Here is a 14,923-nt window from a genome sequence, read left to right on the forward strand (position 1 = left end):
ATGAATTACCTTTCTGGTGGTAGTGCCCTTGCTGCTTGCAACACGTGCAATACGATGCGTTGCTTATCCTTTTCGACCCGGTGTGCCGGAGCCATAACCGAAACAGCACCAACGAGCTTACTTCCTTTAAGGACCGGCGCACTGATGCCAGATACACCAGGGTCGATTTCAGAAGTGCTCACAGCGTATCCTTGTTTACGGATAGTGGAAAACTCTTGCTCCCATTCGTCGAGGGAATGTTCTTGTTTAAAGTAACGTAAAATCTTTTCGCTGCGACTTTTAGGCATATAAGCCAACATTACCTTGGATGAGGCGCCACGAAGCAGGGGTTGACTTTGACCCTGGACGAAGCTGCACCGCAGCGCCTGCATACTTTCTTTTTGTCTGACACACAACGCTCTATAACCGGAAGGAACCATATAAGCGGCCATTTCTCCTGTTTGTTGCACTAATCGCGACAATATGGTTTCAACCATATCGAGACCATGCTGGGCGCTTTCATAACTGTGCATCAGCAAAAGCGCAGCTGGCCCGACTACGAATGTCTTGTCGTGAACGCTCTCTTCGATCAAGTTCCATTCTTTTAACAGCTTCAAATGTCGGTAAAGGCTGCTTAATGGTACGTTCAATTGTTCGCTTAGCGTTTTCGCAGATACCGGGGATTGACTTACTGCAACTTTCATTAATAGCTGCAGTGCTTTCTCGTTTACCTGATTCGCGTTCGCTTTGTTTGTGGTCATGGATATGTTGTAACTTGTTGAGTGAATTAGGACAAATATAATTCTTAATGGCTGAGAAAATAAAAATAATTTTTAACCATATTTCTCATTTTATGAGAAATATCTAAGTTGCTTATCGGGTGTGTTTCTTTTTGACCAATTTTCTGTCTCAACAATGAGGCGATTGCTACTAAATTGCTACAACGATGAATAACGCTTTGTTTCGTTTGCGGTAAGAGATCGTGGGTTGCATACTCAAAACAGTTTTCCTGTTTCTGCCCAGTGACTGTATGTCAGTTGCCTCCCCGGAGCGGTTTATACAAGGGTATTCCTTCATATGCTCGATACAGCGGTTTTAAAAAAAACCATTTTATTTTTATTGCCTATTCCATTGGTGATACTCGGAGCCGCGTATTTAGCCCGTGAAAGTGTGCAGCGTGAACTAGAGCATCTATTAGATACAAATATATCAATTGCTGACGCAATACTCTTTCAGGTTGATATAGAAAATCGAACTGCATTACTCCATCCTGAACATTGCGAGGAACTTCAGCAAAACTTGATGTTTGAGCGTGATATCGAAGAAATGCTGATTGTTAAAAACGGACAAATCACTTGCTCCTCGAAATTGGGCAAAGTCAGCAAATCTTTGGATGAGTACATAACGTTTCCGCGTAATCAGGCTCTGGCTTTTGGAGAAATTGAAAATTTAAATAGCCGCTTTTTGTTAGTCGTTACCGAAGGGGAGGAAGACTATCAGGTAGTGACGTTAATCGACCGTGACTACTTTGGTGCAACAATCGGTTTTAATAACGATCTACATCTAAAACGTTCTGCACTGTTCATTGGTGATCAAATTGTACCGCCTGGTGCAAAAAGAACAGGCAGTAATCCCATAGCAATAAAATCCTCAAAAATGTTTGAATTTGAAGCCTTAAGTGAAGCCAGTGATCTATTTCTGAAACAGCGAACTACCTCATACCTGTTGTATTCAGGGCCTGTGATTCTGATGATTTATTTTCTGATATACACGTTACATAAACTGAACGATCCTCACCGAAACTTAATAGCTGAGCTTAAAAAAGCATTAAAGAGGGGAGATTTAACCTTACATTACCAGCCACAGATTAATGCAGACACCGGGAATGTATTCGGCTATGAAGCACTAATACGCTGGGAGCATCAACAAAAGGGGTTTATCTCCCCAGATGAATTTGTACCGGCTGCGGAGCAGAGTGGTTTAGCCACAATTTTAACCGACTTTGTCTTGGAAAAAGCAGCGGAAGACTTTCTGAAGCTGAGGTTTACTCATCCGGTACACCTGGGCGTTAATATCCCGCCTGGGTATTTTGTCGGGAAGAATGTGATTAGGAAGATCCAACTGATTCACAGAGCTCTGAGCGAAAATAATGTGTCGCTGGGGATAGAAATTACTGAACGTCAGCTTATCGATGAAGAGGCGAGGAAACACATTGCAGCTTTGAGAATGTATGGTATTGACGTGTTGATTGATGACTTCGGTACGGGGCAGACATCGTTAGCTTTTCTTCAGCATATGCGAATTGATTATCTTAAGATTGATAAGTGTTTCATCGAGACAATAGGCATTCCAAGCGTCAGTGCTTCTGTATTGAATGCCATTGTCCATTTTGCTGAAGAGTTAAAAGTAAAGTTAATTGCTGAAGGGGTCGAAACGGCTGAACAAGCAGAGCACCTTAAAAAAATGGGCGTGCAGTACCACCAAGGCTATCTTTATTCAAAACCTTTGCCGTTCAATCGTCTCGTGCATCGTCCAATCACTTAGATGTACATCTGAGTCCCTGACATAGTTTTAACACTGCGAAGCCTGAGCTCGGTAACATTGTTGTTCATCATCAAAAACAAACTCCAGATCGTTTTGAATCGCTTCTAAACGATCCTCTTGATAGTGGGAGACATACAATAGCTGGCTCAAGTTTTCACGCGCGATAAGCTCTAACGTGTTCTTAACCAGACGTCGGCCCAAAAAGTCTAGCCCTTGGTACGGCTCGTCCAAAATGAGCAGTGTTGGCTGTTTTACAATTGCGCGGGCAATCAGTAACAAGCGCTGCTGACCGTATTCCAACTGACGAAATGACGTTTTTTGATATTGGCTCATGTGCAAGATTTCAAGCCACTCTCTTGCGACGTCCATTTCCCTGCGTGTTGGTTGATGATACAACCCTATAGAGTCATAGAAGCCGGATAAGATTACTTCTAATGCACTGCAATTTACGCGGTACTGTAAGTGAAGTGCAGATGACACCATGCCAATGTGTTGCTTTATTTCCCAGATTGTCTCGCCTGTTCCGCGTTTTTTACCAAAAATATGTATGTCATTACTGTAGCATTGCGGGTGATCGCCAAATATCATCCCAAGCAGAGTACTTTTACCGCATCCGTTAGGGCCCTTAACTTGCCAATGCTGGCCTTTATCTATTCGCCAGTTTAAATCCGTGAATATCTTTTTATCAGTATATTCGACATGGCCATTTTTCAGTTCGAAGATAGGATTTTCAAAGTGTGTGGAGTGCTGATGCTGACGTATCAGGTTCATCATTTCTTCACTCTGCTTCTCTGACTGAGATTTAATCTGCTCTATGATCGGATGCGAATCCCAGTTCTGCTTATCCATGGTGCTGTCGAGTTTTCCTGCGTTAAAAAGAGCGACACGGTCTATCCACTCTGGCATATCGGATTCGCGGGAAAAGGTAACCAACATTTGTACAGACTGAGATAGTGTGTGTAAATAGGTCGCAAGCGATGCTCTATGGGCAATATCCAATCCAGTAAAAGGGTTGTCGAGTAAGACCAAATCAGGCTGTGTTGCTAACGCCCGAGCAAGCATCACTCGTCTGGTTTCACCGGTAGAAAGCACACGGAAACCACTTTGCTGAAGATGAATGAGATCTAATTCTTCTATTAACTTTCTCGTCAACGTCTGGTTTTGGCTGTGCTCAAATATTAACTCATAAACGGTAGTACCCTGATCCATTCTGTCGAGAAAGTCGGTGTCGTCTTTTTCCAGTTCGATATCTAGGAGTCTTTGCTGTTCTGACAGAGATACTTGGGCGGCTTTCAATCCGCCGAAATCTAGCTTGCCATCCGTAGGTAGCAACTCACCACAAAGCAGATCTCCAAGCAGGGAACCGATATCGCCTTCAGCACTAAAAATGCCCCAAGAGTGCCCGCTGTCGATATGCCAATGCTGGATATTTAGGGTCGAAGTGCTTCCTTTCGCAATTATGTTGTCAAAACAAATCTTCACTGTGCTTCCTTTCTTGTTTGAGCTGTATTTATGTTTCTTTCTGATGTTATACCAAGCTTGCACTACGGGCGTAAGTATATGGATCACACAGAGGAGTATCTAATTGCCGGCTTGGTTCGTAGTATCTAGGCCTGCGATACTTGGACCGTGGTCATCAACGGTAGGGGAGTCTATCAAGTTCCGATGGCTGCGATTGAAGATGGCTAGGCGAGTTATGGCTTCCTTATTAGGAGTAAGGGGGTCTTACTATGTCTCAGAGCGGCTTAGTTCAACAATTGAGACAAGCACCAAAAATAACATTTGGTCAGTTGGTGTTATCTATATTTTACACTGAAGCGTCTAATGCTTTTATATTAAGAGTATGATAGTAGGGCTAGATGATATGCATACATCTACTCATAAACTTTTTATTAGATTATGAATGATAAAGTGTGCTGTTTATAATAAGTAGAGTAAGACAATGAAACACATCGAGCTGTGTAGTAGAGACATAACTTTTGCTGTTGTTATCAGTCTGACTTTGGTAGCAGCTTGTGATTCCGGCAAAATTGACAATGAACCTCGAAGTTCTGAAGAGCCACTTGTTGTTGAACCGCCACCCACTGAGGAGCCTCCCTCTATCGTGGAAACACCACCGACTGTCGAGCTGCCACCTATCGTGGAACTACCACCCATAGATGAGTCTCCATCTGTTGTGGAACCAGCACCCATTGATGAGCCGCCACCTGTTGTGGAACCACCAATCATTGTCGAGCTTCCGTCTATTGTGGAATCACCACCTATAGAACCTACGCCAACCGACCGTTCGGAATGGTGGGTTCCAACCCCTGGTTCTAAATGGGTTTGGCAATTGCAAAACTATGACGACTTGACGATTGATCCTGACATCGGCATTTACGATATCGATTTGTTTGACGGTATAGAGGGTGGCGACAATAGCCTAATAATGAAACTAAAAAATGCCGGTAAAAAAGTCATTTGTTATTTTAGTGCCGGAACGAGAGAAAAGTGGAGACCCGATGCTGATCAGTTCACACCGAGTTCCATCATTGCTGATGGTGACATGCAAGACTGGTCAGATGAAACCTGGCTGAATATCGGTAATGAACAGGCGTTAAATGACACCATCAAGCCGATTATGGCTGCCAGGCTCGATTTGGCCAAAAGTAATGGTTGTGATGCCGTTGAACCAGATAACGTTGATGGATTTGATAATACTGATGAAACCTTTGGGCTAATTACTCCAGAGCACCAATTAAGTTATAACAAGTGGCTTGCTAAAGAAGCCCATGCCAGGAATTTGAGTATTGCGTTAAAAAATGATACTGACCAATTAAGTGAACTGGTCTCATATTTTGACTTCGCGATAAATGAGCAGTGTTATGCTTACAGTAATGAGTGCCAATCCTATGAAAACACATTTTTAAATAGTAATAAGGCGGTGTTTAATCAGGAATATTATACCGGCGGTAAAAGTGGTGAAACCGATCTGGATACATACAAAAATGTGGCTTGTCCATATTTTATCAGTGTTAAAATTTCATCTCTGTGGAAAACGGGCTACGAGCTAGATGGGGTAGGGTTGGAATCATGTGATCAATGACACCTACATACTGTATTACTAACGGCTATGGGCGTTGCAACATAAATATCTGATATTCAAGGTCTTCAAATTGCTTGTCGAGTGTTATCATACCAATAACTGATACGATAAGCATAGTGGTGGCAAATCCATAGCCATAGAATACTGGCCCAAGCATGATGGTAATAGCGGATAGTGTGAGGTTCCCAATTGCCATTAATAATATGAGCCATAATGCTGACATTTTTTTGTCTAGATAAAACATGACATTCAGTATGGCCATAAACAACACTTGTAAGCTAACACCGACTAAATCAATATAAAACAGATGTAAGTAGGTTAAGTCAATATTTAATAAGTTAAGAATATCTTCCGCCCATAGAATTAAAAGCAGCAGGGCAATGCCCTGAACTTTAAGTATTGCATACAAGCTTTGTCGGCAGGCAACAACCATATTATTTTTTAGAGTATGAATTTTAGTAAGAGTTGCCCCTTTACGAACCGCATCATAAAAACGTATACACGCATCAGCAAATTCTGTTTCCATATTGAGCATAAAAACGGCCATACCAGGTACGACCGCCAAATAGGCGATGAAAATGGGCAGGTCATATATATAGGAGGCTCGGAATACATCGATGACTTGGTGAGAGGTCCCCGCGTTAAACCAGAATACAAACTTATCCAACCATACCCCAAGGTTATAAAGTACGCCGCAGAACATCAGTGAATAAAACGCTTTTTTGGGATTAAGAAATTCAAACGACATCAATCGTTCAGCGGGAAACTCCCGGATAATGTCATACAAGAAGGCAAACGTTAGGATGCCCTGGCAGAAACAAAAGATCAGCATTAGCCCCAACAGATTAGAGGGTGGCAGAGAAAAACTAAGGCCGAGCATCAAACCGTAACTTACTGCCATCGTTATCAAAATGCGATAGTACTTCTTCATACCACTCAACAGTATAATGGCCAGCCATTGATTACTTAGCAGGATTAATGTGGTGAAGATGACAATCTTCAACGTTGGCTCGAGAGTACCGGCAAGGTTTAACACAATAGCACCTGCGGCAGCGGCTAATATGCTGATTACGAGCATGGCACCAAGCAGGTTAGGTAAAATGCGATGTTCATGCCCTATGAAAACAAGATCGGACATGTAGCGGGTCATCAAAAGCTGGAGTAGTCCGCTTATAATAAGCGACCCTGCCATCAAGTAGGTGACAATAACTAGGAATTGAATCACGACTTCGGTAGGAAAGCTCATACTGAGCGTGACCAAGCCGATAACAAGCATGACAAGGATCGTCATTATCCAGGTTCCTGAACTGATAATACCTGCCAACCCGTAAGCTTCTATGATCGATAACAGTGTGTTTTTTTTCAGGATCTTCCTTAATTCAAACCCAATCCCCGCCATTGATGGCCTCCTGATACAGCTTTTGATACGCACCGTACATTTTGGTTTCGTTATAATAACGAGCCACTCGCTTCTTACCGACGTCACCGGTTTTTCGCCACGTTGCAGCATCTGCCAGAATTTGAGTAATAGCAGTGACTCCTTCCTGAGGGCTAGCGATAGGTATGATCTCTCCAGCGGAACCGAGCGCGGCATCTTCCCCTTCGGCACCTTTTATTATCTCTCGACAGGCACCAACTTCGGTTGCAATACAGGGGATGCCTGACGCCATCGCCTCCAGAAGTACCAGTGGCTGCGCCTCACTGATAGAGGTCAGCATCATTACGCCAATTTTCGGCATGATTTCCGCCACGTTTTGACTGCCGAGCATTTTAATATTGTTGCCCATGCCTAAGCTTTTGATTAGTAGTTCGCATTCGTAGACGTAGTCTGGATCTTCTTCAGCTGGGCCGATGATCCAGCCTTCCAGGTCTGGTATTACTTCCACCGCCATTCGTATGGTACGAATAAAGGTTTTAATGTCTTTTATTGGTACCACACGGCCCACCAAACCTACGACTAAAGGGGGGTGTAATGGTCTTAGCTCATAAGCTTTTTCAAAACGATCCACATTGATGCCATTGACTATCACCTGCGTGCGATCATCCGGTGCGCCATCTTGGTGTTGCCGTTGTCGGTTCCCTTCATATAGGGCTATGATTTTATCAGCTTGATGATAGGCGGTAAGTCCGAGTTGCTCAAAAAATTGCACCCAGGTCTTTTGCGTTAGATCCATCCCTTTATACATAGATATATCCAGTGCCGCGTGGTCGTTTTTTGCCCACTCTGCCTGTGACAAATCTATTTTTCTCTCCTTGGTATAGATTCCGTGTTCGGTAAGAAGTAGTGGCTTTTCCGTGACTTGGTGACATAGTGCGCCAAGAAAGCCAGCGTATCCGGTTGAAACACTGTGAAATACTTTCGCATCCGGCAGGTTTTGCGATACTTTCGATAAAATGAACAACGGTTGATAAATGTTCCGGTAGGTCCAGAAGTAGTCAACGAACGATTCGGTATCAGCATAGGTGTTATACAGATAGGTCAGCATGTCCCAAGAAGCGCGACTGTAAAGAAAGTCCTCCAAGGTTAGATGTCCGGGGGTGCCAAGTATTTTGGAAACACTGAGAAGCAATTCACCTGGGATGGGCGTCGAACTGTTGTCAAAATAAGACAGGAAAGCACGTAATGTTGCAAAGTGTGTCTCGTTACCTAAACAGAGTCGGGGGTTGCAATTTTTGGCATCTGCTAATAGAAGGTGAAGTTCAAATCCAACAACATTGTCTGGTAACGGATAGGCTGGGTCTTTGTACATGCCAGGCTGCCCACCTAGAAAAATAATATAAAATTTAACGTCTGGCAGACCGAGAATAATCTGGTGTACCCAGCTAGAGACACCACCCCGTACATACGGGTAAGTGCCCTCAAGTAGCAGGCAGACGTCTACAGGCTCTTTGGGCTGATTCTGTATGGATACTTTCATTTCCAATACTCTCTTATCTGACTAAGTAATTCACCTTGTTGGTCGGGAAAGTAAGTAACGAACTTTCGTACCTCGCGGTAATTGCCGATCATATAGGCAGCTTCCGCCAGGTAGGGGGCAACTTGTTTTGTTATGGCTCCTTGGTTCTGGGCGTTGTTCAGTATCTGGGTGGCGTCTAACGGGCGCTTCTGCTTAAGAAGAACTCTCGCTAACAAAAGGTTAGATGAGGCTGATTCTTGTATTTTATTGGCCTGAATCAGGTTCTGTTCGGCCTGTTTTAGATAGTGTTGAAACAGAACACCTTCAGCAATGCCAAGATAACAAAGTTCCCAGTACTGCTGCGCAATCTCATACGCTTTTTGAGCTGTTGCCTTATGCTCAAATTGCTTTCTCAATAAACTTATCGATTCATTTATTTCCTTCTCTATTCGTTCCAGAGAGGCATAAGCCTGTAATCTTACATCGTCGGAAAGATCTTTCATCGCAAGCTGCAGCAAGGGGACGGCGTGTTTATTGGGTAGATTACGAATCGCCGTGATAGCGAGTAAATGTCTTTCTGGGTCGCTGTCATACAGTAGAATTTCACGCAAAGCCCCAACGCCCAAATGTTCGACAGGGGTATTTTGCAGCTTCTTCGGCAATGGATTATCTTCATGCGCTTGCCAGCTGATGTTGCTTACTTTTCGTGGCAGATGCAGTGCGATCATCAGTGAACCTAGCGTTCCCAATATGCCGATAATCGGAAGTAACAAGTTAAAAATAAAAAGAAATCCCATCGAACTTTCTTTAGGGTACTTATAGTTAGCTGGCAGCATTAACCAGCAGGCGGCACTCAAACTGGCACAGGCCATAGTGTGGGAAGCCAGCGCGTATGACTCAAAATGAGTTGTAACAGAGTGATGGATTAGTAAGCTTAAACTCAAGCCCTCAAGCACCAAGGCACTAAGAAGCAGCCATATTTTCATAGGGTTCTCCTAGTTGCGCCATAACCTGTTGAATGTCCTCCCAATTGTGTTCTACTGACAACGGGCCAAAGATCTTGAAATTGCCGTCAACGGACGGTATTTCTAGCGGAATCACTTCGGTGAGGCGATTGGCAAACTGCTGCGCTCCATACAAGGTTGTCATCGGAAGCAAGATGACAAGTGCTTGCTGGCCTTTGGTGGTCTGACAGGACCAGTAAATATCTGCCCCACGATGATGCTCGATTACTGAGTTGAGTGCTCGTTCATGCTTGTTTTTGATATCGATATAGACGATGAGTGAGCTGTCTATTCCGTAAAGTTTGTTGTTATTTCTGGCTCGTTCCAGGTAGTCGATGAATTGCGACCTCTGATTTTGTTGCAGAGTCGGCGCTATGATCTCGTCGGTCAGCAGGTCAGCAGAATAGTTGGCAATGACGGAGATTAAAGCAATATTGGTCGGAGTGAGCATGTAAAATTTGGTGCTTTCTGCCAGAACAGCAGCCTGGATTTCGCCATTAGTATTAACTAGTGGAATGCAGAGTTGGTAGCGAGACTTATGCTCCTGTTGTTCAGATAATTTTGCAATAGAAAGCAGCTTCTGCTCATCCAGCATTTCTTGCAGCATAGGGTCCGCGAGGTCTAACAGATGCTGTTCGCCGCGTACCGCCATCGCGGCGGGGTTAATATGTTCCCCATTAACCTGGTAAAACCCGGCCACTTCTATACCACCAATTTCCGACATTAAGTTGAGGATAGGCTCAGCAAGGTTTTCCTGGCGATGATCAGTATACTGGGTTGCAATATTTTGCAGGGCTTTAATACTGGATCGAAGACTGCTGTTTTGACCGGCTGTGCGCTGTTCGAGCTGATCATGTGACACTTTAAGCAAGTGGTAGTTTGTGGTGAATAGGGCTAGCTTATCGCGCATATACTGATGCTCTATCGATAATCGATGGCAGGTGTTGTTCCAGTGATTTTGAAATTCACCAGCCAAAACGGAAGCGAAGACAATACCGATTCCATGAGAGAGCGGAAAGTGTTGGAAATTGCCGTCTAACTTCATGATATAAGCGATGGCAATGTTGGCTACGACTGCGCAGGCGAATCCCTTGGCGAGCCCATAACGTAATGCAATCAGTATCGGACCAATCAATGGCCAGAAAAAGTTCTGCTCTGCGAATGGCGGTGTCAGTAATTCCGATTGAGTCCATATATAAATTACGATCAGCGTGACAACTAGCGTCTCTAGCCAGGCCACACTATTGTTTTGATATCCTCTTACCATCAGCCTAATGTTCTGTTTGCTCATGTAGCACCTTTAAGTCTGAATGATTTTTGTGAACCAAACAGGCCACTATGGCTGAGTGATGATTATGCCGTCGAGCAATTTTTCAATGACAACCTGACCAGTGCCTGTAATGCTCTCGCGTCCCCAGCCCACTCGGCTACCTGACGCTCGCCAGTACACCTGGTCACTTTTGGCGGATTTAATTTCTAACGTTAAACCCACCGCAGGCTCGCCATCTAATCCGCTTTTGTAATGCCACTCTTCGACTGAGCCGGTAATAACATAATCCACCGGTTGGTCTGCTAACCACGCTTCGGCGTTTTGCTGTTTCACACTCGAATCAAGCACACTACGGAGATCATTACTGTTGGTTGTCGGGTAGCTCATTGCGTTGATGCCTTTTACATAAAGCTGCGTGGCGATCAATTGTTCCGCTTTTTCTGCCGCCATCGGAGCGTTGGCATTATTGATCATTGGCATGATGACCCAAGAGCCAGCTGCATTAAAAGTCGGGCTATCTGGTATTTGGTAATTGCTGCATGAGAGGAGAGCCATGCTCATTGTCATTAGTAGGATATTCTTCATCTTATTGTCCTTTTAGAAACTGTAGTAGTAGCCTAATGTGAGTTGGAATGACTCAGTACCGTTTCGATCCTGGCTTTGCCAGCTAGTGGTCAGGTAAAGCTCATCACTGCCGAGAATTTCCCAACCCAGTCCGGCACTTATAGTGATATCCGGCTTTGAAGTGACCGTGTTGTAGCCGAGTGAAGTATCAAGCCAGTATCTAGGCGACGGTACCGTAGGGCCAGGTAGACCTGGTGTGCCGTGATACAGTCGTTGACCAATGGACAGCCTTTGATACCTTTCGGCGATAAAATCGCTGCTTGTTATAGGCGTATTACCCTGGAACCACTGATTGAATCCGCTTAAAGGTGAATTGTCGTGTTTGATGTTGTGCGTTGAAATATCGATGTATGCCTGCCAGGCGGGATCGTTAAAAAACAGCTGCTCAGTTACGCGCAGATTCATGTCCCAGCCCTGGCCGATATTGTCGTCAAAGCGTGTTTTTAAATCGTGGTAGTTGAGCCGTAAAGAGAGGAATTCTCGGCTTGTCAGTTTATAAAGGGTGCTAAAGCCAAGGGTATTGTCTTGCCCGGCAACGGTTAACAGTTTACTCGCTTCAATTTGTGAATTCAGGCCGAAGCTGAATTTAGCATGCCAGTCATCGTTAATGGCAAGCTGATAATGCCCATTTAACCCGAGCCGTTGATCACCAATACCATCTGCGATGTCAAAACCAAATCCAGCATTGCTATTGGCAAATTGCTGGTGGTACGAACCTCTCAAGCGACGTTCGCTCTTAACATCATTACCCCTAAGGTAATCTGTTGCGCTGGTTTGTTGGTAGTCGCTGCCAAGTCGCCAGAAACCATAAGGGTGCGGAGCATAGAAATCCAGGCTGTAACGGGTGATATCCCATGAGCTAATAGATGATACCTGGCCACGTAGACTGAGATTTTTATCCGGATTCTGCTGCGCATGCATTTTGAGTAACTGCGCTTCAGAGGCTTTATCCTGCATGTTCCCGAGCTGACGTTCGCCTTCATTCCATGCTGCTTGTTGCTGACCAACTTTCTCCATCGCAACATACTTGTCGGTAACTGGTAAATTTACCGAGTTCGCCAGCAGAGTTTCTATGGCATCTTTATCGTTATGCTGTATTGCCATGGCGAGTTTCTGCCAGTCTGGTAGAGGGTACTGACCTAAAGCAGTATTCTGTTGCCAATAGAGTATGCGATCGGTTTGATTATTGGCCAGGTAATGGCTGTACAACTCGGCGGTGCGTTCGGGGCTCGGAGCCGTTGTTGCTTCAAATTCAATCATCGACTGTGCAAAAGCAGGGCTGGTAAACATACCAATTAGCGACCGGTAGCTGGCATCGCCCCCCTGGCTGGCCAGTAGTTCTTGTTTTCTTTGGTTGAGAACGAAATGGCGCAGCTCGTACGCTTTGTCTAACTGGCCGGTTTTTTCCAGCAAAGTCGCGTAGTTGAGCAAGGTGGAAACATCGGGATCATCGTTATTGAGCAGCAACTGTTTGTACCACAGGTCAGCTTCAGTCAGGTTCCCCAGTTGTTGATTGGTGGTAGCAAAGGCCAGCCATACATTCTGGTCGTCAGCCAATACCACTTTATAGCGCGAATAGAGCTCTGACAGGCGCTCATGGTCGTTGGTTTCAATTGCTATCCACATTAAGCTGTTTATAGCAGTCGGGTCTTCCGGAGAAATTTCCAAAATAGTCTGCAGAATTTGAGTTGCCTGGTCAGTGTTTCCCTCTTGTAAAGCAAGCTGAACCCGTATATTTAACACGCCTAAATTACGGGCGAGTGATGGTGCGCTTGCTGCCAGGTTAACTAACTGATTCAGGCTGTCACTATCACCACTCTGTTGGCTCTCAGCGATTAGCATCAACAGAATTTGTTCGTTATCTGTCTGTTTAAAAAGCGTGACTAGCATTGCTCTACTATCGCTATCAAGGGGTGAAAGGACTTTGACATACCGATAAATGTCTAGCTGCTCACTCTGGCGTGCAGCAAGTTGGTTAAAACTTTCTACCGCAACAGGGCGGTTACTGGTTTCCCATGCCAGTGCCGCCACTCTTTTCAGATATGTGGCTTCTGCATTCAGCCAGTTACGCGGGGTGATCAGGGCATTTAAGGCTTGCCGCGGCTGGAGCTGCATCAAATACATGTCTGAGGCTATCAGTGCTTCTTGCTGAGTAGGTGAGCGAAGTTGTCTCAGGTCGCGCCACTGCGAGATAGCTGCCTGGCTATTGTTCTGATAGCTATAAAGGCGCATTTTATGGCTGATCAGCTGCGAATCGTTAAGGTGTGTTTGTGCAAGTTCGATAATACTTTTTAACGCAGCATCTGTTCCCTGAGACTTTTCAATTGCATCTATCCACTGTGAGTATTCATCCTGACGAATCAGGTTCTGTTTGGCCAGAGCATCCAGAAAAATGCCCTCATAGTAAATATCACTTAATGCCTGAGAGTCTTCGAGCCCATTACGGATCTGCTCTTCATTTGGGGAAAGTGGCAAAAGGGAAATGCTGACCGCCTGAGCACTTTTTATATCATCCTGCCAGCGGTAAATTTGGTGCAGTGCCTCATAATCTTGTGTGTTTCCTTTAAGTTCGATTGCTTGTTGTAACGAGGACTCTGCTATCGATAGCTCACCCAGAGCGACGGCAATTTCAGCACTGTGGCGATAATGGCTTGCTTCCGGCTCGACTTTAACCAGCTTGTCCAGCTGCTTGAGGGCGACATCCAAATTGCCGACTTTCTCAGAATGGTCGATTGAAGCTTTTAGGAAATCAGGGTCGTTAGCGAGAACGCCTTGATACTGCTCGATGAATTCTCTACCTAGTTGAGGCTGATCTATGGCAGTAAACTGGTCAAACAGAGCATTCGCATGCGGGATATCTTCAGAATGCAGGAACGCTTCTTTGCGTAATGATAAGGCGGAATCGTAGTCTTCGCTTTGTAATGCCTGAGATATTAACTCGTCGTAATCAGTCACGCCACTTTCAAGGTAAGGATATAAATAGTTCAGCGCTTTTAAGGGCAGATTAAACCCAATGGCGGCATCGGCAAAACGTCGCGCTAGGTCACTGTCAGGAACAGCATCGATCTGATCAAAAAATGCGGTTAACTTCTCGGCGGCTTCTTGTTGTTCTACTGGTGTTGCATTGTAGTAACGGGCTAGCAGCACTGATAAATAAGATTGGGTTGCCTGCCAGTCTCGCTGGCCATTGCTGTCAAATAACATCGTTTCCAACAAACGGCTGGCATCGTCAAGTTGACCTATTTGAACGTACTTATCGGCTATTTGCCTCACTATATCGCGATTTTTCGGGTCAAATTCATACATCTGATTGAGAAAAGCCAGGGATACCTGAGGAGAGGTGGACTGCTCGATAAGTTGAATCAACATTAGCCTAGTTGGGGCCACCAACCACATTGTGCTGAGTGAAAAGATAGCGACAAGAGCCAGAACAAACTTGTTAATAAGTCGTGGTCTCATTTTATTCTGAGCTATGTAAGTTTGCTCTAGCGAGTTGTCGCGTGCTTTCATCAGGTGCCCC

Annotated in this window: 10 protein-coding genes; 2 read left to right on the plus strand and 8 right to left on the minus strand. The window is 44.8% G+C overall.

The window, feature by feature from the left end; translation table 11 throughout:
- Nucleotides 1–5: 5 nt before the first annotated feature.
- Nucleotides 6–740, minus strand: a complete 735-nt coding sequence (locus KHN79_RS16905; RefSeq protein ID WP_182010097.1) for an IclR family transcriptional regulator — start codon at nucleotides 738–740, stop codon at nucleotides 6–8.
- Nucleotides 741–1,056: 316 nt separating this feature from the next.
- Here KHN79_RS16905 and KHN79_RS16910 point away from each other — a divergent pair, with 316 nt between their 5' ends.
- The gene (locus KHN79_RS16910; protein ID WP_182010096.1) at nucleotides 1,057–2,523 is read left to right on the plus strand and encodes an EAL domain-containing protein; all 1,467 of its coding nucleotides are present in this window, start codon (nucleotides 1,057–1,059) and stop codon (nucleotides 2,521–2,523) included.
- A 27-nt stretch (nucleotides 2,524–2,550) separates the two neighbouring features.
- On the opposite strand, the gene modF is transcribed toward KHN79_RS16910, so the two are convergent.
- Nucleotides 2,551–4,005, minus strand: coding sequence for a molybdate ABC transporter ATP-binding protein ModF (gene modF / locus KHN79_RS16915; protein ID WP_182010095.1), 1,455 nt, complete (start codon nucleotides 4,003–4,005; stop codon nucleotides 2,551–2,553).
- Nucleotides 4,006–4,465: 460 nt separating this feature from the next.
- Between modF and KHN79_RS16920 the strand changes: the two genes are divergently transcribed.
- Entirely contained in the window at nucleotides 4,466–5,608 is a 1,143-nt protein-coding gene (locus tag KHN79_RS16920; protein WP_211907308.1) for an endo alpha-1,4 polygalactosaminidase, read from the plus strand.
- 25 nt (nucleotides 5,609–5,633) lie between these two features.
- On the opposite strand, the gene pelG is transcribed toward KHN79_RS16920, so the two are convergent.
- From pelG to KHN79_RS16950, 6 genes are read right to left on the minus strand one after another with little or no spacing between them, the layout of a single operon-like run.
- Nucleotides 5,634–7,007 carry an exopolysaccharide Pel transporter PelG gene (gene pelG, locus KHN79_RS16925; protein ID WP_182010094.1) on the minus strand — a complete coding sequence of 458 codons (1,374 nt, stop codon included), beginning with the start codon at nucleotides 7,005–7,007 and terminating at the stop codon, nucleotides 5,634–5,636.
- On the minus strand, nucleotides 6,988–8,526 hold the full coding sequence (pelF, locus tag KHN79_RS16930; RefSeq protein WP_182010093.1) for a GT4 family glycosyltransferase PelF: 1,539 nt from the start codon (nucleotides 8,524–8,526) through the stop codon (nucleotides 6,988–6,990). Before pelF ends, pelG begins: the two co-directional genes overlap by 20 nt.
- Nucleotides 8,523–9,491, minus strand: a complete 969-nt coding sequence (locus KHN79_RS16935) for a HEAT repeat domain-containing protein (RefSeq protein WP_182010092.1) — start codon at nucleotides 9,489–9,491, stop codon at nucleotides 8,523–8,525. The genes pelF and KHN79_RS16935 overlap by 4 nt, the downstream gene beginning before the upstream one ends.
- A complete protein-coding gene (locus KHN79_RS16940) occupies nucleotides 9,469–10,800 on the minus strand; it encodes a PelD GGDEF domain-containing protein (protein ID WP_182010091.1) in 1,332 nt (443 codons plus the stop codon). The genes KHN79_RS16935 and KHN79_RS16940 overlap by 23 nt, the downstream gene beginning before the upstream one ends.
- Nucleotides 10,801–10,845: 45 nt before the next feature.
- A complete protein-coding gene (locus KHN79_RS16945; protein ID WP_182010090.1) occupies nucleotides 10,846–11,364 on the minus strand; it encodes a hypothetical protein in 519 nt (172 codons plus the stop codon).
- 12 nt (nucleotides 11,365–11,376) lie between these two features.
- Nucleotides 11,377–14,913: a tetratricopeptide repeat protein gene (locus tag KHN79_RS16950; protein WP_182010089.1), complete on the minus strand. Its 3,537-nt coding sequence runs from the start codon at nucleotides 14,911–14,913 to the stop codon at nucleotides 11,377–11,379.
- Nucleotides 14,914–14,923 lie beyond the last annotated feature (10 nt).

The organism is Vibrio sp. B1FLJ16, from assembly GCF_905175385.1.
Taxonomy (GTDB): domain Bacteria; phylum Pseudomonadota; class Gammaproteobacteria; order Enterobacterales; family Vibrionaceae; genus Vibrio.